Here is a 22,585-nt window from a genome sequence, read left to right as displayed (position 1 = left end):
AGGTAATGGAGCGGTTACCCATACGATTGGTTCTCTAAGTGGAGGTTCGAATGCGACAATCAACATTACTGGAACCTCGACCAAAAGTTATGGAACATTGAGTTTAGGTACAGTAGCAGGGAGTTGGGCAGGGACTAACCTGATCGCTAATGGAACAATCGCAGGTACACTGAGTGCAGGGTTAACTTTGAACAATGTTACCTTTAATGGGACACAGACCTTGAATGGTCGATATACTTTCACAGGACCAACCACTATGAATGGGGGAAGCCTGTTATTTGGCGGGAGTGGAAATAATGTGTTTTCAGGGGTAACTGTTAATGCTGGAAATGTCAGCTTTGCTAATACAGGAAACAATAGCTTTGCTTCTGTCAGCTTGAATGGGGCAATCAATGATGTTACATGGAAATTTAATCCTTCAGGTAGCGGTACAAATACAATTACAGGTGCATTTACTTCCACACCTGGTTGTGGGGATATCATCGTTGGATCATCGACTTCTGGTAGCCAGGCAAGAGTGGTTTTGTCCAGTGCTCAGACATTGAGTGGAACAACGATTCAAGATATCCAGAATAGTACTTCAAATCTGACTGCTAGTAATGGTGTGAACAATGGAAATAATACGGGTATTACTTTTAGTTTTGGTGCTTCTCCTGCCCGTACCCTATACTGGGTAGGTGGATCTGGAAACTGGAGTGAAACAGCACACTGGAGTTCATCATCAGGTGGTCCTGGTGGACAATGTATTCCTACCATCAATGATGATGTCAACTTTAATGGTAGCTCTTTTAGTGCTGGAAGTAGTACTGTTACTATTGATATAGATGCTGTGTGTCGGTCTATGAACTGGACAGGGGCAACCAATACACCTACTCTTGCAGGGACTGCAGCTCGTACGTTAACTATTGCGGGTAACCTGACGATGATTGGTGCAATGAATCAGACTGGTGCTGGCAGCACCTTCCTTGGGAAAGTAGTTTTTGTTGCCACATCTACTGGGAGAACTATTAATTCAGGTGGAAAAACATTCGCAAATGTTGATTTTAATGGACAAGGTGGTGGCTGGGCTTTGAATACGAATAATTTTATTGTAGTGAATACTTTAAATCTGGTTGCTGGAGTATTAGATGCAACCTCAAGAAGTATCACTACAGGTACATTGACAGTAAACAATGCATCTGATCTGACACGTTCTCTGAATCTGGGAAGCTCAACAGGACACATAATAAGTGGTACCGGAACGGTTCTGGATCTGCAAGGTAATACCTCAAACTTTACATTGAATCCCGGAACTTCTACTATTACATTATCTGGTAACGGATCGATAGTTGTAGAAACTGGATCTCAAAGCAAAACATTACCAAACTTAACAATTACGAATCCTACTGATATTACCATCAATACTTCCAATACTGCCAATCGGATTACGTTTGGAACTATTAATCTCAGCAGTTCAATTGCTCATAATTTTACAGTAAATGGTAGTGCACCAAAGACATATGGTAACTTTACTATCAACGGAAATAACAATGTTGTTGCTTTCAATGGTAGTAACTCTGCTTCTCCAAATGATAATATATTTTCAGCAGTAACTTTTACTGCTGGTCGTACGGGTACAGTGGCTACTTTTAATGGAACAAATACATTTAATGGAGCAGTTAATTTAAATACCGGAGCTGGTCGGGCTAATGATATCGAATTTACAGGTACAAACGTATTTGCCAGTACATTTACTGCCAACTTAGCGAATACAACAGGTACAGAATTACAATTTGCTTCTGGAAGTGGAACAACTTCTTTTACAGGTGCAGTTTCTCTGAATCCCTCAAACAATGCCAATGTAGATGTTGTATTTAATAATGCTACTGATTTTACTTCTACATTGACCATTGGTAATACCAGTAATACTACTTTTCAGGGAACAGGAGATAATACGTTTGCGGATGTGATTGTCAATCCATCCAGTACATTTACATTGAATAACAATGGTAATAGCAGCTTTGCTTCTGCTACTATAAACAGTCAGAGTGGGTCAGGAGTAACCTGGATGTTTAAAAGTGGTATGATGGCCACATTCTCTGGAAATATGGACCCCAGAGCTTTGTGTAGTGCTTCTGTAACTGTTAAATCTACTGTTGCCGGATCACGAGCCAATGTAAACTTTCCTTCTGTACAGTATTTTAATAATTATGTATTGGTACAAGACATTGATGCTTCTTCAGGAGCAATGGTTAATGCTTATGCAAATCCAGCCCCGGCTTCTCCCAATAATGTCAATGTTCTTTACAATGACGGTATTGTTGGCTATCGTACCTTATATTGGGTAGGTGGTACAAGTAGCTGGAATAGTCCACTATCATGGTCAACCCATTCTGGTGGTGCAGGAGGAGCTTGTATTCCAACAGCTTCAGATGATGTGGTGTTTGATATTAACTCATTTAGTGGGCCTAATCAGATTGCTAGTGTAACTCCAGCAGCAGCACCATGGGCTACTTGCCGGAATATGACATGGACACCTGATGTTGATCCTATGACTCCAGTATTGTCTTTTGGTAATAATCAACTGGAGATCAATGGAGATCTTACACTTGCAACGGGAATGACTATGAGTAGCTCAGGAACCAATGCATTGGTTCACTTTACTACTAATGGTGCTACAAATGCAGTACCAACAAGAACTATTACAATTCCTTCCGGTACTGTTGCCAAACTTCCCTATGCATTATTCAATAGTGTGGGTGTGACATGGACTCTCTCTGACTCAGGACCGTTTACGGTTGCAAATGAATTAGGCTTGCAAGCTGGTACACTGAATACAAATGATATTTCAGTAAGCTGTGGACGCTTAAATGCGAACAAAAGCAATGGTACATTTGCTGATCGGGTATTAGATATTCAGAATTCGGAGATCCATATTACAGGTAGCAGTGCCAATGGATTATCTACCGGACTCGATTTTAGAGGAGATAAATTTACTTTTGTTACTCCTGGAGCAAGTTCCTTACTGGTTTTTGACGATGTTCCGGGTTGGGTAGAGGCATTTTTGGGTGACAACACGACATGGGGGCTAAATCCAGGTTCTCCACGTTCGGCAAGTATGCTACGCACAATGCCGAATATAAGACTGGAAAATACAGATGTAGATATTCATACGGCTGATTATAACGTTTCTAATTCAATTGCCAACCGCATTACGTTTAGAAATGTAACCAATGTAAATGGTGGACAGTTCTTTATTGATGGTACATGTCCTCATACATATGGTACAATTTTGGTTGCCAGTGGACTGAGTGTAAATTCTGCTGACCAGCGTCGTATTGTAGGGTCTTCACAGCCTGCTCCTAATAATAACATCTTCACCAGTACAGTAACATTTGGTAGTGATTGTGGATTTAGATTTGAAGGAGACAATGTGTTTCAGCAAAACTTTACAGTGGCCCAAACTTCTGATGCCAATAATGCTTTTGTCTTTACAGAAACCAACGTATTTAATGGTGTAGTAGATATTACAGGTCTGAATGTTAACAGGGTTACTCCTACAGTGGTTTTTGGGGCTAATAATCTTCCTACCACATTCAATAGAAATGTTAACTTTCATGGTGCTTCTGTTATTTACAGAGTAAGTGGTTCTGCTACTCTGGCTGCTACACGTACTATGACATTTGATAACGAAAGCATTGGATGGTTTGTAGGTGGAAACGGAACAAATATAGCCGGTGAAGCTATACCAGGTACAGGCGCGTATACATTCGCCGGTAACTTAGTATTGAAAACTCAAGCCAAAACGACTTTCTATAATAGTTCTGCCAATACATACTCAAATATAACCATAAATGATTATTGTGTTTTTGAGTTTACTTCACTGGCAACTTCTACAACTACAGGTTTATTTACAGCTACAGGAACTTGTAACACATGGCGGTCTATTAACGCAAGTATTCCGGGAGATTTGGCAGATATTACTTTTAACAGTAATCAGACATGGTCATATGTATTAGCACGGGATTTGAATGTGACAGGACCAAAAACTGTTACAGCGAATAACAGTACAAACGTGGGGAATAGTTGTACACTTACTTACATGTCATTTAACAGTGTACCAGCAGATGGAACGTTTGTGTGGGTAGGAGGAAATTCACAAAATACAAGTACTGATAGCAAATGGAGTAATCCTAAAAACTGGGCGGTAGTACCAAATCCAACAAATCCAAATGACCCACTGCCTGCTATACCAGTATCGAGCATTATTAATGGAAGTAGCTGTATTCCAGGTAGTATTAATAACGTAGTATTTAATAATGATTCCTTTAGTAATAAAGGCTATAGCGGTGGTAAGTACTTTGATCGTGTTATTGTTGATATTCCTGTTGCAACTTGTGCAAATATGAGTTGGGAGACTAATATTCGGCAGGATGTTATTTTAACTACTGATGCAACTACCAACGAGATTTGGGTGCATGGAAGTTTGAAGCTCGATCCGAAAATGAACAATCTATTTACAGGTTTATTTTCTTTCCGATATCCTATTACAAGAGGAAATGTGGAACAAACAATAGATGCAGACGGTACTGGTGGTGGTCAAATAGAGGAATTTAAAGGGCCAATAGAAATAAATTCCGTTAAAGCTACCTATAAGTTAACTAGCCCTATCATTGTAAATGCTGCAGATTTGGGAGGGGTAAGAAGAGGGAATATTACTTTACTCAATGGGGATTTAAAGGCCAATGGTAATGACATAAACTTGAGTGGTAACTGGATTATTGCTCCTTCTACAGCGCCAAACCCACAAAGTATGTTCTATCATAATAACGGAAATACTGTAACTTTTGATGGACAAAATGCTGTAGGTGGGGCACAGAATATCGTAGCTGCTACCAGTCCATTCTGGAATTTGGTAATTGGTCGGGAATCAAAACCTGATCCAACAGATATTAATAATGGAAGTATTAGTAATAGTTTCCGATGGGTTGTTGTTCAGAATCAAAGAGGTAATAGTAATGATCCTGGTACTAACAATAATAGAAATCAGCCATATGATAGTGGTATTAAAGTCGACAATAACCTTACTGTAGCACAAGGAGGATTGTTTGATAATGGGTATCAGATTGTCGGTAATATCACAGGAAATCTAAATGTGTATGATTCAGGGGTATTAAGTATAGGCAATGCTACAGTATGGTCTGATTATAGTAATGAAGCACCATTGACTTCTCTTTTCCCGACTAACTTTACGACAGCTCATATTGCTCTTACTACTGGAAGTACAGTGTCCTACAGTTCACATGGACACCAGGATATTAGTGTGACTCCTTCAGCCTATGGAAACCTGTATTTGCGCAATGCTAATGGTACAGGGGGGCTTATGAGTGGTTCCCAGAGAAAGCGTATGGCATTGGGACCGATCAAAATCAATGGAGATCTGACTATAGAGCAGGGTATTAACTTAGTTGATAATGGCTTCCAGATTACAGGAACTGCTACAGGTAAGCTTACAATGGGTTCTAATGCTATACTTACCCTAGGGTCTGCAGCAATGGACGTTGCTACCACTACAGGAACAGGCTACAACCCAAATGCCAATAAATCAGGTAAGACAACCGTTGGTAACACCGCTACTCAGTTTCCATTAAACTTTACTAATGCTAATCTGAATCTGGATGCCAATAGCTATGTGATTTACAATGCGGCTGCTAATCAGTTTGTCAAAGGTTTAAGTTCTGCTACTGCCTCTCAACAATATGGTAACCTGATTATACAGAATCCAACAGTGTCTTCTCCTGTAATGGTACATAAAACCCTTACTGCTGCCACAACAGTACGAGGAACACTTACTATCAATCCAAATAGTAACCTGATTGATAATGGCTTTCAGATTACAGGGACTAGTGGGAAAACCTTCAGAATGTCTGCATCCGATGCAATTCAGGATCTGACGGTTCAAAATGCAACAACTGGCGTAACTGTTTCAGGTACATCTCAACTCGTTTTAGGAAATGCAACCGTGCCTACTACGTTTCCTGCAAATTATGTAAATGCGGATATAAACTTTGATGCAGGTACTACAATTGTATATTTTGCGGGAGTAGGACAAACTGTGAAAGGGTTAAGCTCAGGTACTGCTTCTCAGCAATATGGAAACCTGGTATTAACCAACCCTGTTATTAGTTTACCAAAAGTAGTTTCCAAAACACTGGATGCAAAAGCTACGATTCGGGGTAAGTTAATAATCAATCCAAATAATAACCTGATTGATAATGCTTTCCAAATTGCAGGTGTGGGAGGGGTTGGTAATTTTACTATGCAGAATGCCACATTAGCAAAAAATCCTTTGACAGGCGATGCATTAACGAATGTAGCTACTACAGGAACGTCAGGAGAAAGCCGGATAACACTTGGTAATGCGACATCTACAACAGCAACTACATTCCCGACCGGATATACATTAACTTCGAATCATGTGAACTTTGAGTTGGGAACAACCGTAGTTTATAATGCAGCCGTTGCGCAACAAATAGCCGGTTTACAGAATAATGCAAATCCAGCATCTACGTATGCCAATTTGATTCTGACAAACCCTGCCAGTGTACCACCTGCTGCAACAGTTGTATGGCCTGTGGTAAAAACAGTACAAAGCAGATCCATCACTGTGCGTGGTAATTTGACCATAAATCCGAATAATACATTGGCAGATGGTGGATTCCAGATTATGGGTACTTCAGGTAGTAAGTTCAGTATGTTTAATACTACATTGGCACAAACGGTTATACCCGAAACTGGAGTTACTACAGGTATAACAGGTGAAAGTCGTTTTGTGATCAGTAGCACAGGTACTACTTCAACAACATTCCCTGGAGTAACTTCGCCTAGTCTTACAGGATTCCGTACAGGAGATGGAACAGGTACTTATCCATCAGATATAAACTTTGAATCAGGTACTACGGTAGTTTATAATTCTACCAATGCTCAACTTGTTCAGGGCTTGGGTGGTACTGGTAATACTACTTATGCCAATCTGGTGTTAACAAATGGTAGTAACACTGGCGTTTCTCTGGTAAGTAAAACCTTGCAGTCCAATGGTACTGCCTCACCAGGAACACGTGTACGTGGTAGCCTGACAGTTAATCCAAATAATAACTTTATTGATAATGGATTACAAATTAGTGGTATAGCGGGACAGACATTCACTATGAATAATGCAACTAAGTCTGTAAACTATGTAAGGGCTGTTACAAGTAACTCTACTGTAATAGGCGCTACAGGAGAGAGTCGGCTGACATTGGGTACGGCAGCCACTGCTACAACTTTCCCAACTGGATTTTTAACATTAAATGATAATGACATTAATTTTGAGTTGGGCACGACTGTAGTGTATAATGCTGGTGTAGCTCAACAAGTTCAGGGGATTTTCAATAGTACACAGGCTTCAACTGCTAACTATGCAAATATCTCCTTTGTCAACCCTGCTGCTTCAGGTTCTGTAACCAAAACGTTTACCAATAATGCACGCGTACGAGAGAATTTGACAATTGGTGGTGCAAATGCAATTAGTGCTTCAGGGGTAACCAATTTGGTAGACATGAGTGGTTCAAACTATAAAATCTACTTGGGAGGAAACTGGTATCATCATCCAGCTAATAATTTTAATGCACGTGCAGGTGAAGTAGAACTGGAAGGTACTTCCACTCAGACTATCACTACCCGAAGTGCTCAAAATTATGCAAGTGAGGCAGGAACACAGGATTTCTATAACCTGACAGTTAATAACACAACAGTCATTCCTGGAATAGCTGTGATGCTGGGATCTAATGTAGGTGTTTCTCGTCAGATGAAGTTCCTGCAAGGATTAGTTCGAAGTAATGATCTGAGTAATAATGTGGGAAAACTTGATCAATCACCTTCCAGTCAGTTATTGATTATTCGTGATAATGCAAGTGTAATCAATACAAGTGATATTAGTTTCGTGATAGGAGCGGTACGAAAAGTAGGAAGAATCTCCTCGGGTACTTTCTATTTCCCAATCGGATACGTAGCTGGTACAAATTCTTACTACCGTCCAAGTGGTATCTCTTCTGGAACTCCTCTGAATAGCTTGGCTTCGTTTATTAGTCAGTTTTATTACAAGAATCCAAATAGTGAAGGCTTCAACCCTGTGGCTGTTGAACTGGGAGATCCGAATGGTTCCATACGGAATGCAAGTGCGAAAGAATTCTGGATGATTAACCGGGAAAATCTAACAGATAAGGTATATGTAACTCTGACTTGGCGTAACCCTGAGTCTGGCGGAGTAGGAACCAACGGAGATCCGAATAACTATCTGGGTTTACGGGTAGCTCACTGGAATACAACAATCTCCAAGTGGCAAAATATGGGAGCTACTGGATTTACCAACCATCCTACACTGAGCACTGTAAGTGATACGAGTGGTGCATTAACTTCCGTATATAATACAGTGCATGCTGCTGGTCCGGTAGAAAGCTTCAGTCCATTTACGCTGGCTACACAGATTGACTACAATCCTCTTCCGGTAACCTTACTTGATTTTACAGGCAAAGCCGTGGAGCAGCAGGTAAATCTGAACTGGCAGACTGCTTCGGAACTCAATACATCGTACTTTGTAGTTGAAAAAAGTCAGAATGGCAAAACCTTCGAAGAGGTGACACAGGTAACTGCAACAGGTAATTCTTCCGGATTGCAGACCTATCAGTCTATTGATTACAAACCTTATACAGGTGTTTCCTACTATCGATTGAAAATGGTGGATCAGGATGGAAGCTATACTTATTCAAAAGTGATCAAAGTAAACTTTGGCGTAAGTGGAGCATTGGGAGAGATTACTTTATTCCCTAACCCAGGAAATGGAGATGTAATTTACTTTACTGTCAACAATACAGATGTAAAGATTGCCTCCATTCATGATATGTTAGGAAGAATGATAGGTTATCAAACCAGCTGGAATGCAGAGGGTACACTAAAAGTGACCTTCAGTGAAAGGCTGGCAGCGGGTACCTATGTGGCTATTCTGGTTGCCAAAGATGGTTCTTCATCTACTCGATTTAAATTTGTAGTACAATAAGCTTTTGCTTAATAGTATAGATTAAATTTCAAAAGGGGCAACAAAAATGTTGCCCCTTTTTGTTGCGTAAGTTGTGAAATAGCTTTACAAATTATTCTTTTGTACTTTATATCTTTTATGAAGTTGAATGACAGGCTTGTATTAGTACGTTTTTAACTTAGTAATAGAAGATAATGCACCAGGAATTAAGAACCTATTTTTCTTTTAAAAAGCTTGATGAAAATAGAGGATATTGATTTGGAGCCTGTTAAGTGAAAAAAACTAAAAAAAATATCTTTATAATAGAAGAAAAGTATATTCATTTACGTTTGCTCGTATAGAATACTACATGTATCTCTGAGTCAGATTACGCAATTGTTTCACAATGCACTAATCTAGTGTTATAATTATTTGATTTAAAGAATGACCAGCTTTTGTAGAAAAAAAGAATCCTATGGTATTGTTATAGGAATGAAAGTTTTTGTCCTGTGTTGGATAATTGTAAGTGTGATGGCCTTTGCTGCTTGTGAGTCACGTTCACAAGAGAAACAAGCCCGACAGGATGCCTTGATGGTAGATAGCGTTTCTTTGTTGTTTAGCCCGGAAGATTCAGCTATAAAAGCCGCCCAATTGGATACTTTCTTTCATAATCTGAATCAGAAACATGGATTCAATGGGACTGTTCTGGTCGCTCAATATGGGAAGCCCATCTACAAGGGAGCTTTTGGGTATAAAAACTTCTCTTCTCATGATACACTAGCTCTGAATACTCCTTTCCAGTTAGCATCGGTTTCAAAGCAGTTTACTGCTGTTGCCATCATGCAGTTACAGGAAAAGGGCTTGCTGAGTTATGAAGACTCTATACAAAAGTTCTTTCCAGACTTTCCTTATCATGAGATTACCATTCGGTCTATGTTGACTCATCGTTCGGGACTTCCCAATTATATGTATGCCTTTGAAAAAATTATTCGGGATAAAAATAAACCCCTTACCAATGCAGAAGTAATCGACTTATTTATTAAGCATAAGCCTGGAATCTATTACCTACCTAATAAGAAGTTTAACTACAGCAATACCGGGTATTTTTTACTGGCAGCTATTGTGGAAAAAATCACAGGTGAACGTTTCAAAGAGTATGTAGCAAAACATATTTTTGGGCCAGCAGGTATGACTCATAGCTTTATCTTTGATGGTACAGACTCTGCAAAAGTAGCGAAGGCAGCTATCGGATATGTGGGTGGAAGATATATACGGCCTGTTACAGATAACTATTATCTGGAGGGAGTGACAGGTGACAAAGGGGTATATTCGACTGTAGAAGATATGTTTAAATGGGATCAGGCTTTATATAGTGGCAAGATACTTAAAGCATGTACACTTGAAGAAGCTTTTACTCCCAAACACTTTGATGTTAAAACGTATGCAAACTATGGATTTGGATGGCGCACGTATTATGCACCAGGCGGGGAGCCTTTGGTATTTCATGCCGGATGGTGGCATGGTTTTAAATCCTATTTTATGCGTAATCAGCGGGATCACAGCACCATTGTGATTCTAAGTAATAGAGCCTCTAATCATAGTTTGAGCCGGGTAAATGTAGTGCAGGCAATTCTATGGCCTAAAAGAGCCAACTTCTATCTACATCGGGCTGACACAACCCAACAAGCGGCTGAATAATATTTCAGAGTGAGATAGTATTTTCTCATCTCACTCTTCTTTTCTGAAAAAATTATCCGGCAGCACACATTGTTCCTCCAGCGAGGAAACATCCCAACCCTATCAAACAAACTATCTTGCCAACCTTTCTGCTGGGCTTTGGTATCAGTAAGATCAAACCTATAAACAGAATAAAAGCTGCCAGTAGCAGAAAAAAGAAGCCCATGCCAGCCATATCGCTGAAATGAACCTCGGCAAAAATGAAGGCAGGTAGAATACTTTTCATGTGTGTAAAAAAATATGTCACATCGAAAATACAATCTTTTTTGGCATAGAGGATAATTTATCAAAACAATTTCCCACTTTTTTGATTTGTATAGAATCTGATTGATGTCCGAACGATTGACTCACTCTATCAAGGACATTGATAATAATTTTATTCTATCACATGAAAATTGCATTTTTTTGGTTTCGGCGTGACCTGCGCCTGGAAGATAATGCCGGTTTCTCTGCTGCACTGCAAAGTAAATATCCTGTATTGCCATTATTCATTTTTGATCAGACAATTCTTTCACAGCTTGAAGATCAGGATGATCCCCGTGTAACATTTATTTATGAGGCAATTCAAAAGATGAGATTGGAACTGGAAGCGGTTGGAGGTACATTGCTGGCTTACTATGGCAAACCTGTTGATATATGGAAAAAGTTAGTAAATGATTATGATATCGCGGAAGTTTATACCAATCATGATTATGAAACCTATGCTATACAGCGGGATGATGAAATACAGACCATACTCAAAATACACAATATTCCGTTGAGAACATATAAAGATCAGGTGATTTTTGAAAAGAGAGAGGTTTTGAATGGAAAAAATGAACCCTATACAGTATTTACACCCTACAGCAAAAAGTGGAAAAGCCAGTTGACAGATAAAGATCTGGCTGCATATAACTGCAATCAGTATTTTACCAACTTATATACTGTAAAGGTAGAGGCATTACCCTCTCTAACAGATATGGGTTTTGTACTATCCCCATTGTATATTCCTACTTCTGAAGTCGAAGAACATACAGTGGTTTCGTATGCAAAAAATAGGGATTATCCAGCTTTGGACGCAACCACACATCTTGGAATACATTTGCGGTTTGGAACAGTAAGTATTCGGCAACTGGTATCAAAAGCCAGACAATGGAATGAAGTCTGGTTAAATGAATTAATATGGCGGGAGTTTTTTATGATGATATTGGCAAACTTTCCACAGGTGGAGAAACACGCTTTTAAGCCTGCCTATGATCGGATACAATGGCGTAATAATCCTGAAGAATTTCAAAAATGGTGTGATGGACAAACAGGTTATCCTATTGTAGATGCAGGTATGAGACAATTGAATGAAACAGGCTTTATGCACAACCGGGTACGAATGATTACAGCTAGCTTCTTAGTAAAACATCTGTTGATTGACTGGCGTTGGGGAGAGGCTTACTTTGCCCGTAAGTTATTGGATTATGAATTAGCAAGTAATAATGGCAATTGGCAATGGGCGGCGGGTAGTGGATGTGATGCTGCTCCATATTTTAGGGTTTTTAATCCGGCATTACAAACACAAAAATTTGATAAGTCTCAGGCATACATTAAAAAATGGGTGCCTGAGGTAGGGACTGAGAATTATCCTGCTCCTATTGTAGAGCATGAATCTGCCAGAGAGAGAGTTTTAAAGGCTTACAAAAAAGCTCTTCAAAGTTAAGTGTATATTGTTTCTCTGGAATGGCGTACTTATTCCAGAGAAACATACGCAATCTATAGTGTTTTTAATACTCGCTCGAGGTCTTCGGGCGTTTCTATACAAACACTTTCCATTTCTGTAAAAGCAACCTTGATACGATAGCCATTTTCAATCCAGCGCAACTGTTCCAGTGATTCTGCCTTTTCTAAAGAAGATACAGGTAATTGAGTAATAGCCTTCAAAATATCAGTACGATAGGCATACAACCCCACGTGCTTGTAAAATGTATGCTTATGAAGCCAGTTTTCAGTAGCTTCACCCCGAACAAAAGGAATAATGCTACGACTAAAATAAATAGCCTCCTGACGAGTGTTAATTACAACATGCGCTTCTCCAATATCTGTTAAGGTATGATAGTCTTCAATGGTCTTTATCAAAGTAGATAACTCAGCCTCAGGAGATAGGACAGAGGTAAGTGTGTCAATCTGCGCGGGATGAATAAATGGTTCATCCCCCTGAATATTTACAACGAAATCATAGTGTCCACCAGCTTTCTGAAATGCTTCATAACAGCGATCCGTACCACTGGGATGCTCTTCAGCTGTCATCACAACCTCACCTCCAAAGTCTTGTACATGATTAAAAATCAATTCATTGTCTGTTGCCACAATTACTTTGGCTAACGATTCTGCTTTTTTAGCTTGTTCGTACACTCGTTGTACCATGGATTTACCAGCAATGTCTGCCAGCATTTTTCCAGGAAAACGTGTAGATGCATAACGAGCCGGAATAACTCCAAGTATATTCATAAAGTTTGGATAGAAATATGAAGCAGCAAAGATAAAAGGTTTTGTTTTTGGAGAAGATGTTTTTTGAACAGACTTGGTGTATATTTGAACATTTGTAAGAATTTATATTACTTTGAAGAGATAGATATCTACATTTACATGTATACCTACTTTATCCATGATACAACTCTCCCGATTATTCCATCTTAGTTTACTATTTCTTTTATTTAACTCCTGCACTCAACAAAAAGACTCCCTACCTGGGCAATCTGGTAATGACTGGCCTGAATATCTTGGAAATGCGGCCAGAAGCCACTACTCAACGCTGGAGCAGATTAATTTACAAAATGTAAACCAGTTGCAGGTTGCCTGGACATACCAGTCTGGAGGAAGGGATACAACCAATAACCAAACACAGATACAATGTAATCCGATAATCATAGATGGAATACTATATGCTACTTCGCCTCGAATTGAGGTGTTTGCGTTGAATGCCGCTACAGGAAAGGAAATCTGGAAGTTTAGTGCGGCTGATTTTTGGGGTGGGAAAAATGCAAGTGCAGGAACAAACAGAGGCGTAACATACTGGAAGTCTGATTCGGATGATGATCAGAGAATCCTATTTACTGCAGGTTCGTTTTTATTTTCCTTGGATGCCAGAACTGGTAAACCTATTGCAAGTTTCGGAGATAGTGGACGAGTGGATATGCGCAAAGAACTGGATTATGATAAGAAAGATTTTTTCATTGTTTCCAATACACCTGGGGTAACCTACAAAGACTTTTTGATTATGGGTATGCGTTTGTCTGAAACAGCTGATGCTGCACCAGGACATGTAAGAGCCTATAATATTCGGACTGGTAAACGAGAATGGATTTTTCATACGATTCCGCAACCCGGAGAATATGGATATGATACATGGGAAGATAAGGACTCCTGGAAAAAGATAGGAGGAGCTAATTGCTGGACTGGTATGGCTGTCGATTCACAGCGAGGAATTGTGTTTGTTCCTACAGGGTCAGCTGCTTTTGATTTTTATGGCGGAAATAGGAAAGGACAAAATTTATTTGCCAACTGTTTGATTGCCCTGGATGCCAGAACCGGGAAAAGAATCTGGCATTTTCAGACTGTACATCATGATATATGGGATCGGGATTTGCCATCACCACCCAACCTGATTACGGTAACACAAAATGGTAAAAAGATCGATGCTGTAGCACAGACTACCAAATCCGGTTTTGTATTTTTGTTTGAACGGGAAACCGGACGACCTCTCTTTCCAATAGAAGAAAAGCCTGTACAGGAATCTACTATGCCCGGCGAAAAAGCCTGGCCTACACAACCCAGACCTGTAAAACCCCAACCATTTGCCAGACAATCATTTGAGGTCGCAGATGTAAACTCTTTCTCTACACAAAAAGATTCGTTGATTGCCAAGCTTAAAACTGTTAAAACAGGTGAGAATTTTATTCCACCCAGTCGTGAGGGTACTGTAATCTTGCCTGGATTTGATGGTGGCGCAGAATGGGGTGGTGCTGCGGCTGATCCTGATGGGATCTTATACATCAATTCCAATGAGATGCCCTGGATATTGCAAATGATAGATATTCCGACTGTTAATGCCAGTGACCCACATAGCGAGGCCAAGCAGTTGTTTGCAACCAATTGTACCAGTTGTCATGGTGCAAATCGACAAGGAAATGGTGTATATCCATCCCTTATAGATGTAAAGAAACGACGTACAGAGACTTATGCACTCAATCTTCTGAAAACAGGAAAAGGATTTATGCCTGCATTTGCAGCTTTAAAGGATTCAGAACGTGAGGCATTAGTGAATTTTTTATTTGACAAGGTTCCCCAACAGAAAGAACCGGGCTCATTAGCTGATATGCGTACATTGGGGGTACCCTATACTATTACCGGATACAATCGGTTTGTAGACAAGGATGGTTATCCTGCAATCAAGCCACCTTGGGGTACTTTGAATGCTATTGATATGAATACAGGGGAATACTTATGGAAAGTACCTTTAGGAGAATATACGAATTTGACAACTAAAGGCATTGCTGTTACAGGTACAGAGAATTATGGAGGTCCTGTCGTAACCGCAGGGGGATTACTTTTTATCGCAGCAACGAAAGATGAAAAATTCAGGGCTTTTGATAAGAAAACAGGTAAGATCGTATGGGAGACTCAACTTCCTGCAGGGGGATATGCAACCCCCAGTACCTATGCCGTAAACGGAAAGCAATATGTGGTAATTGCTTGTGGTGGTGGAAAGATGAACACAAAGTCAGGAGATAGCTATGTAGCCTTTGCTTTACCTGAAAAATGAGAAGAAAATACTAAGGAGTTAACTGTATACATAAAATATACATAGTTTAATGGAATTACAATTGCCACCTTATAAAGAGTATCCTATTGTAAGTAATGAAAGAATTTTGCTGAGACAGATTAAATCAGAAGAGATCAAAGATATTCTGGACATTTCATTTTACGATGGTAAAAGGGCTTCAACTATAGAAGAAGCGTCTGCTATGCTACAAAAAATTGATGTTGATTATCAGGATGGTACTTCTATCCATTGGGGAATTTTTGATAAGCTTACTACTATACTGGTAGGAACCTGTGGTTATTATCGTGGTTTTGCAGATGCAACAGGAGAATTGGGATGTATTTTAAGACCAGCATATTATGGAAAAGGGTATATGACTTCTGCACTTCAGTTAGCTATTGGGTTTGGAAAAGAACAGATGGGACTAAAGAAAATAATCGCTATTACAACCAAACATAATAATCCAGCATTGCACCTTCTGAATCGCCTAAGTTTTGTTAAGACACAAGACCTTATGGGTGATGACGTAGAATATGAGTTTATAATCCGGAAGTCTGATTAAAAATTGTTTAATGAACCACAAAACTTGTTTCTGTCGTTTTATGAGGGTATTTAAACCACTACTTGTATTTATAATCATTTTTTTACAAACACACGGCGGATTTGCTCAAAACTTCTATCTCTTTATAGGAACATTTACAGGTCCTGCAGGAGGAGATGGAATACATGTATATCGTTTTGATAGCAAAGCAGGTACATTAACCAAAGTTAGTAATACACAGAAACTTGTTAATCCATCCTATCTGACTGTCTCACCTGATGGTAAATTTGTGTATTCCTGTACTGAAAGCCGACTATCAGGATCAGGCAATATGAGTTGTTTCGCTTTTAATAAACAGACTGGTGTACTTACATTTGTGAATAAACAACCTTGCGGTGGAGATAATCCTGTGTATATAGCTGAGCACAGTAGCCGGAAATGGTTAATTAGTGGTAGTTATACAGGAACCAGTATTACCGTATTTCCACTGGCAAACGATGGAAGTATTCTTCCTGCTGGCCAGATAATTCGTTATACTGACAGCACCATTGTAAATCAAAGAGACAATAAGTCTCATATTCATGCTACCGTTTTTGCTCCTGATGAAAAGTTTGTTTTTGTGCCTGATTTGGGTGCAGATAAGATCCGGTGTTTTTCTTTTGATGCTTTAGTTACTAAACCATTACAGTTTGCATCAACACCTGCCACGTATGCTGTTCCAGGAAGTGGCCCAAGACATTTTGTTTTCCATCCCAATAAAAAGTTTGCCTATTGTGCTGAGGAATTGAGTGGAACGGTTGCTGCTTATACCTATATCAATAATGGAAAGCTTGATTCCATTCAACGCATCCTTGCTCATGAGGCAGCTACACCAAGCCCTTATGCCAGTGCAGACATTCATATTTCTCCAGATGGTCATTTCCTATATGTTTCCAATCGGGCTAAAGAAAATACCATTGCTATTTTCAAAATTGATCAGAAAAGTGGTAAGCTTACAAGTATAGGATATGAGTCTACTTATGGAGACCATCCCAGAAACTTTATGATTGATCCTACTGGAAGATACCTGTTAGTTGCGAATGAAATATCTAATTCGGTAGTTGTTCTAAAGAGGGATCGTAAAACAGGATTGTTGACTAAGACAAATACTGCACTCAATATACCTGGGCCGTCCTGTTTAAAAATGTTAGCACTCGATTAAGAAATTTGATAGTAATAGAAGGCGCAGTTATATACTTTTACTTTTCTTATAGTTTACACTATTTTCGTAAAGAGTTTCTCTGAGTAGAGGTAGTATAAATAAATGCTATAAATTCAAACCGATTTTCTAGTATTTTATACAATATTTGGTATACCTATAGTGTTATCTTTTGAGGAAATTTACGAAAAGCAGCATTTTGCTACATGTAATAAAATATTTTTCGATGAAGGAATAACGATGCAAGCGGTTGATAAATAGGTTGTTATGGTTACTTGGTGAGCATGAGTGAATAATGTATGTATACTATTTTTCATTTTGATGGGGTTACCAATTCTATAAGTTTCCCATCAAGAGTTGTTCTATTGAAAAAACAGTTTCGCTATATATAATTTGAATAATTATGTGGTCATCCTTACTACAAAGACTCTTTAATATTGGTAAAGCAAAAGCCAATGATGCATTGGATCACATCGAAGATCCTGTGCAGATGATTAAGCTTGCCACTGTAGAGTTAGAGCAAGCTATTGGAAAAGCTACAAAGGCATTGGCAGTAGCTATGGCAAATCAGAAAAAGCTGGAGAAAGATCATGATCAGTTTAAGCTCGAAAGTATGAACTGGTACCAGAAAGCAGCCGCAGCTCTACAATCTGGCAAAGAAGATCTGGCTCAAAAAGCGTTGACACAAAAAGCACTGGCAGATAAGAAAGAGGTTGAATACAAACTTTTGGCTGAGAATGCTGCTAAAATAGTGGGACAGTTACAGGAACAACTGGACGATTACAAACTTAAACTGGAAGAGCTAAAGACTCGTCAGTCTATCTATACAGCGAAGGCTGAAAGTGCCAAAGCTCAAAAACAGATCGCGGAATCTCTTAGCGGTGTAAATGGTTCTGCTTTGGCAAACATTGAGAAATACGAGAATACCATCAATCAGATGGAGGCTGAGGCTGAAAGCTTAACCCAACTGAATAGTGATAAAAATAAGTTGGAAAAAGAGTTTAAAGCACTGGAAAATACCATTAGTGTACAATCTGATCTGGATAAGCTGAAAGAAGAACTGGCGCTGAAGAGCAAGCAGAAAGAAGAACAGAAAATTGTGGACATTCAGCAAATGTTTGATGAGCTAAACCGGAGTACCAACACCAACCAGTTGAAGATTCAGCCTGCTCCTAAGGAAGACATCAACAAAAAAATCGACGACTTCTTTAATAAAAAGTAATCAGATTTCTGATAAAGAGGTTGTTTACTTTTCGATCCTGCCAAATTGTTCTGAATCATTTCAGATATAATTTGGCAGGAGTAGGAATACTATTTTCATTACAAATTACATTAAAGCAAAAACTATATATATCCAAACACTCACTTAACTCAAACACTTATGTCAATCAATCTGAAAAAAGGCGGTTCTATTAATCTGACCAAGCAAATGCCCAAACTGAACAAGGTTATGGTTGGATTGGGTTGGGAAATGTCTTCGTATACACTTGATTTGGATGCCTCAGTTTTTATACTGGGTGCTACCAACAGGCTGATCTCAGATGAATACTTTGTATTTTACAATAACCTGAAATCTCCAGATGGCTCTGTACAACATTTGGGGGATAACCGGAGTGGTTCTGCTGATGACGATGATGAAGTAATACTGGTAAATCTGGAAAATATCAATCCTGCTGCTGAAGATCTGGTAATTTGTGTTTCTATTCATGATGCAATCGCCCGTCGTCATAATTATGGCTTATTGAAAGATGCCTATATCCGTATTGTAGATGTTGATAATCAGAAAGAAATTGCCCGTTACGACCTGGATGCTAGCCATGCTGGCGAGAATGCAGTAGTTTTTGGTCGCATTCGTAAGTCTGGTGGTGAGTGGCACTTTCATGCTGCATCTCAGGGAACTCAAAATGAGTTACAGGGATTGGTCGATATGTTTGCGTAATGATCTTCATACAAGATAAGAGGTTGTAATTCTGCTTTACTTATTTGCATATTATATTTAGTACAATGATTAATTTAAAGAAGAACTCACAAATCTCTCTGGAAAAAAACGGAGAAGATTTCAAACATATATGTATTGGCCTTGACTGGGGTGTAATCAATAAAAAATCTTTCTTTGGCCTTTTCAACGACAAAGAATCTGTCGATCTGGATGGATCTGTGACCATGTTTGATACTAAAAAGAAAGAAAAGGATACAGTATATTATCGCAAGCTTGTGTCTAATGATAAAGCGATTCGGCACAGTGGTGATGATAGAGTAGGGGATAGTTCTGCCGATAACAAAGACAATGAAGTTATTTACATTGATCTGCAAAAGGTTTCTGCAGATGTAGATACCATTGTGTTTTACCTGAACTCCTTCAAGCAACAGGATTTCTCGGATATTCCGTATTCAAAGATTCGGATTATAGAAGGAGAGCACCATAATCCAAATAAGGTATTTGCCAGTTATGATTTGTCTGGTGATTCTTCATTCAAAGGATTTACCTCTATGGTAATGGCTAAAATGAATCGTGCTCCTGGTGGAAGATGGACCTTTACTGCCATCGGTGAACCTATAGAAGCCAAAGATATAGCCGGAACAATAAAAGTTATTCGGGAAAAATATCTGTAGTAATACAAGATCATACATGTTTAAACACCTCAGAGAATAGTTTTAATACTATAATCTGAGGTGTTTTTTTATGATTTATTTCCTCTCATTTTAATAAGATGTATGGGAATGATGACAGAATTACCATACTTTGTATAGTCAATTTATAAAAGCAATGCAATTAACAATTACGGGCTATTCAACAGCTCTTTTTTCAACCTGGTATTTTATTGAAGAGCTTGGGATATTATTTGATGCAGGCGATGGTGTTTCATCAGGGCTGCTGCAAAAGAGTCGCAAAATAGAACATGTCTTAATCTCACATGCAGATCGGGATCATTTAACGGGTTTGCTCCAACTCAATCAGTTAAATGCAAGACCAGGGTATCCTGTTATTTATTATCCGCAGAATAGTGGTTCATTCCCTCCACTGGAGGCATTCTCAAAGAAATTTGATCCACATGTGAATGGAACTCAATGGATTCCGACAAAAGAAGGAGTGGAGATTCGTATTCGTGAGGATATAGTAGCTATCCCTATTCAAAATGGTCATGTAGTAACTCAGGGCAAAGGAATTAAAAGTCTGAGTTATCACATTGTACAGACCAAACGAAAACTGAAACCAGAACTGGCAAAACTTTCAGGTATGGAGATAAAACGAATAGTAGAAGAACAGGGAAAAGTAAATACAACAGTGGAAGTTCGCACTAATTTAATAAGTTATTCAGGTGATACTCCTGTCGAAGATCCCCAACGCTGGAAAGACACAAAGATCCTGATTCATGAAGCAACTTTTCTGGATGGGGAAGAAGACGCTAAAATTCGTCCCCATAGTAATAAACATAGTACCTTGGAGGAAGTAATGGAGATGATAGGTTCCAGTACTATTGAGACCTTAATCCTGGGACATTTTTCGTCACGTTATTCTGCCGAACAAATTGATCTGCGTATCAAACAACTATGTGAAAAGTATGCCATTACTATTCCTGTTTTTCGAGTATTGCCTGGAGAGATCAGTCGGAATATTCTAAATGGAGTACCCGTGAATCAGTAGCATTTGTCTATTTTGATATTCTTTATTTGCCTTTAAAAGCGTGTTTGTTTTTGTAGATGTATATGTACAAATCTGTTCTTATTGTATTTTTTGTTAGTTTATTAAGTGGGTGTGGTAATGATTCAACTGTAAAGGAAAGTAGCACTCCCAGTCCAGATACCACCCTTGTTTCTGATTCTATACTAATAGAAAGATATTTTGCCTGGCAAGATTCAATTGAATATACAGATGATGATGATAACTACTATAAAAATACTATTAGAGACCATGAGAAAATACGCGATACAATATTGATTACTTACTATGCACAACAACTAGCAGACTCTCTGACAAAAAGAACAGGGCTTACTTTATCTCTTGAAGAATGGGCTAAATATCTTCATACTATTGATTTGAATGGAGATAATCAGTTGGATCTAATCTATGAAGGACAATCTGGAGGCGAACCATTTCTTACAGAATTTTTTCTGATAGATACTCTAGGGATTAAAAAGATATTTTCCGGTTATCAGGTTGTTACTAAAATGAATTTCAAGGAAGCTAAACTATCTTCATTCTCAATAATAAATCCTGGATGTTGTACTGATCCTGCTATCGTGGAATATTTTTATACAATAAAGTTTGATAGCTCGAAAGTGTCTTTGACGTTAGTAAATACTTTAGGTTATTTAAATCGTCTAGAAAAACCAACACAGAAACTAAGTGCTCCAGTTGCTTTCACTTTGAAAAAAATATCTAAGTTGAGGTGTGAGGCAGCTTCATTTGATGGATTTGAAAATCCAGTTTGGGGTAATGAAGGTAATTCTATAAGTTTATACTCAATAGGGAGTAAAGGAATAGTATATGGTAGTAAAAGATATCAGGACGAAGAATGGTTGTATGTATCTATGAATCCCGAATCCAAGCCAGTAAACAGTGAATTTCCTCAGTTTTTAGAGCAACCTACACAATTGTATGGATGGATTAGAAAGGAGGATACAGATTTATACCCTGATTGATTCTGGATTGTTCTATCTGAATTTCTATATAATGATCAATACTTTTAGTCTGAATGCTTATCTACCTGAAAAATCAGCAAAAGAACTTTCCTGTATTATTGGAGACATTCAAAAGGGTCTCAGTAATGCCTTATGATAGGACTAGACTGGTAGAAAAAGTCTCGGAAATTGTCCTTACCGTAGATAGGAATATAGAGGACCTGAATCTACAGACTTTGTTTTCCTATAAAGTATTTCCTGAAAATATATTGATAGCTTTTGGACAATGGGAAGCTGAGGGTAGAAGTATGCGTACAGGTGATACCATTGTACAACAAGTATTTTTACCACCAGTAAAGTCGTTTTCGCAGAAAATGATATTTGGAGTAAGAATAAAAGAAATCATCAATACCTCATCGCGGAAAGGCTTCAGTTATGAGACGTTAGCAGGACATGGAGAGAAAGGAATTTCTACATTTACTATTGAGCAAACCAATAAAGGTTTAGTCTTTAGAATCCATACTTTCTCAGCTCCCGGAAACTGGTTTATCAGGTTAGTAGGTCCTGTTTTGGCAATTCCCTATCAAACATATTGTACACAAGCTGCTTTAAAAAATTGTAAACGAGAAATAGAAATGTCTTTGTAAAAGAAAACGCTACTTCCGA

The 22,585-nt window shown here is 38.7% G+C and carries 14 protein-coding genes; 12 read left to right on the top strand and 2 right to left on the bottom strand.

All coding sequences use genetic code 11. The annotated features are described in order from the left end of the window. Positions 1 to 97 precede the first annotated feature (97 nt). Positions 98 to 9,073, top strand: a complete 8,976-nt coding sequence (locus tag QNI15_RS16795; RefSeq protein WP_314032671.1) for a T9SS type A sorting domain-containing protein — start codon at positions 98 to 100, stop codon at positions 9,071 to 9,073. Between the two features lie 450 nt (positions 9,074 to 9,523). Further along, the gene (locus QNI15_RS16790) at positions 9,524 to 10,729 is read left to right on the top strand and encodes a serine hydrolase domain-containing protein (RefSeq protein WP_314032669.1); all 1,206 of its coding nucleotides are present in this window, start codon (positions 9,524 to 9,526) and stop codon (positions 10,727 to 10,729) included. A 52-nt stretch (positions 10,730 to 10,781) separates the two neighbouring features. On the opposite strand, the gene QNI15_RS16785 is transcribed toward QNI15_RS16790, so the two are convergent. Next, complete coding sequence (locus QNI15_RS16785) at positions 10,782 to 10,994, bottom strand: hypothetical protein (protein WP_313996751.1); 213 nt, start codon at positions 10,992 to 10,994, stop codon at positions 10,782 to 10,784. Between the two features lie 162 nt (positions 10,995 to 11,156). Between QNI15_RS16785 and QNI15_RS16780 the strand changes: the two genes are divergently transcribed. Continuing rightward, complete coding sequence (locus QNI15_RS16780) at positions 11,157 to 12,455, top strand: cryptochrome/photolyase family protein (protein ID WP_313996753.1); 1,299 nt, start codon at positions 11,157 to 11,159, stop codon at positions 12,453 to 12,455. Between the two features lie 53 nt (positions 12,456 to 12,508). Here QNI15_RS16780 and kdsB read toward each other — a convergent pair whose 3' ends face one another. After that, complete coding sequence (gene kdsB / locus QNI15_RS16775) at positions 12,509 to 13,243, bottom strand: 3-deoxy-manno-octulosonate cytidylyltransferase (RefSeq protein ID WP_314032667.1); 735 nt, start codon at positions 13,241 to 13,243, stop codon at positions 12,509 to 12,511. A 157-nt stretch (positions 13,244 to 13,400) separates the two neighbouring features. Here kdsB and QNI15_RS16770 point away from each other — a divergent pair, with 157 nt between their 5' ends. The 9 genes from QNI15_RS16770 to QNI15_RS16730 all read left to right on the top strand — a co-directional run bounded on the left by QNI15_RS16770 (position 13,401) and on the right by QNI15_RS16730 (position 22,566). After that, complete coding sequence (locus QNI15_RS16770; protein ID WP_314032665.1) at positions 13,401 to 15,557, top strand: outer membrane protein assembly factor BamB family protein; 2,157 nt, start codon at positions 13,401 to 13,403, stop codon at positions 15,555 to 15,557. A 49-nt stretch (positions 15,558 to 15,606) separates the two neighbouring features. Then, complete coding sequence (locus QNI15_RS16765) at positions 15,607 to 16,119, top strand: GNAT family N-acetyltransferase (protein ID WP_314032664.1); 513 nt, start codon at positions 15,607 to 15,609, stop codon at positions 16,117 to 16,119. 40 nt (positions 16,120 to 16,159) lie between these two features. Further along, the gene (locus QNI15_RS16760) at positions 16,160 to 17,299 is read left to right on the top strand and encodes a lactonase family protein (protein WP_314032663.1); all 1,140 of its coding nucleotides are present in this window, start codon (positions 16,160 to 16,162) and stop codon (positions 17,297 to 17,299) included. 400 nt (positions 17,300 to 17,699) lie between these two features. Further along, positions 17,700 to 18,518, top strand: coding sequence for a PspA/IM30 family protein (locus QNI15_RS16755; protein ID WP_314032661.1), 819 nt, complete (start codon positions 17,700 to 17,702; stop codon positions 18,516 to 18,518). A 159-nt stretch (positions 18,519 to 18,677) separates the two neighbouring features. Beyond that, positions 18,678 to 19,235 carry a TerD family protein gene (locus QNI15_RS16750; protein ID WP_314032659.1) on the top strand — a complete coding sequence of 186 codons (558 nt, stop codon included), beginning with the start codon at positions 18,678 to 18,680 and terminating at the stop codon, positions 19,233 to 19,235. Between the two features lie 65 nt (positions 19,236 to 19,300). After that, positions 19,301 to 19,909 carry a TerD family protein gene (locus QNI15_RS16745; RefSeq protein WP_313996763.1) on the top strand — a complete coding sequence of 203 codons (609 nt, stop codon included), beginning with the start codon at positions 19,301 to 19,303 and terminating at the stop codon, positions 19,907 to 19,909. A gap of 154 nt (positions 19,910 to 20,063) precedes the next feature. After that, positions 20,064 to 20,942 carry an MBL fold metallo-hydrolase gene (locus QNI15_RS16740; RefSeq protein ID WP_314032658.1) on the top strand — a complete coding sequence of 293 codons (879 nt, stop codon included), beginning with the start codon at positions 20,064 to 20,066 and terminating at the stop codon, positions 20,940 to 20,942. Positions 20,943 to 21,004: 62 nt separating this feature from the next. Beyond that, positions 21,005 to 21,940 carry a hypothetical protein gene (locus tag QNI15_RS16735; protein ID WP_314032657.1) on the top strand — a complete coding sequence of 312 codons (936 nt, stop codon included), beginning with the start codon at positions 21,005 to 21,007 and terminating at the stop codon, positions 21,938 to 21,940. Positions 21,941 to 21,993: 53 nt separating this feature from the next. After that, a complete protein-coding gene (locus tag QNI15_RS16730; protein WP_313996767.1) occupies positions 21,994 to 22,566 on the top strand; it encodes a DUF1990 family protein in 573 nt (190 codons plus the stop codon). The last annotated feature ends 19 nt before the right edge of the window (positions 22,567 to 22,585 follow it).

Origin of the sequence: Xanthocytophaga flava (assembly GCF_030068545.1) — a bacterium.
Classification (GTDB): Bacteria; Bacteroidota; Bacteroidia; order Cytophagales; family 172606-1; genus Xanthocytophaga; species Xanthocytophaga flava.
This window is presented reverse-complemented; position numbering and strand designations above follow the sequence as displayed.

Coding starts and splice junctions, on each gene's coding strand:
- QNI15_RS16770 (WP_314032665.1), top strand. CDS start 13,401: ATGATACAACTCTCCCGATTATTCCATCTTAGTTTACTATTTCTTTTA.
- QNI15_RS16765 (WP_314032664.1), top strand. CDS start 15,607: ATGGAATTACAATTGCCACCTTATAAAGAGTATCCTATTGTAAGTAAT.
- QNI15_RS16740 (WP_314032658.1), top strand. CDS start 20,064: ATGCAATTAACAATTACGGGCTATTCAACAGCTCTTTTTTCAACCTGG.
- QNI15_RS16780 (WP_313996753.1), top strand. CDS start 11,157: ATGAAAATTGCATTTTTTTGGTTTCGGCGTGACCTGCGCCTGGAAGAT.
- QNI15_RS16790 (WP_314032669.1), top strand. CDS start 9,524: ATGAAAGTTTTTGTCCTGTGTTGGATAATTGTAAGTGTGATGGCCTTT.
- QNI15_RS16735 (WP_314032657.1), top strand. CDS start 21,005: ATGTACAAATCTGTTCTTATTGTATTTTTTGTTAGTTTATTAAGTGGG.
- QNI15_RS16750 (WP_314032659.1), top strand. CDS start 18,678: ATGTCAATCAATCTGAAAAAAGGCGGTTCTATTAATCTGACCAAGCAA.
- QNI15_RS16785 (WP_313996751.1), bottom strand. CDS start 10,994: ATGAAAAGTATTCTACCTGCCTTCATTTTTGCCGAGGTTCATTTCAGC.
- QNI15_RS16755 (WP_314032661.1), top strand. CDS start 17,700: ATGTGGTCATCCTTACTACAAAGACTCTTTAATATTGGTAAAGCAAAA.
- kdsB (WP_314032667.1), bottom strand. CDS start 13,243: ATGAATATACTTGGAGTTATTCCGGCTCGTTATGCATCTACACGTTTT.
- QNI15_RS16760 (WP_314032663.1), top strand. CDS start 16,160: ATGAGGGTATTTAAACCACTACTTGTATTTATAATCATTTTTTTACAA.
- QNI15_RS16730 (WP_313996767.1), top strand. CDS start 21,994: ATGCTTATCTACCTGAAAAATCAGCAAAAGAACTTTCCTGTATTATTG.
- QNI15_RS16745 (WP_313996763.1), top strand. CDS start 19,301: ATGATTAATTTAAAGAAGAACTCACAAATCTCTCTGGAAAAAAACGGA.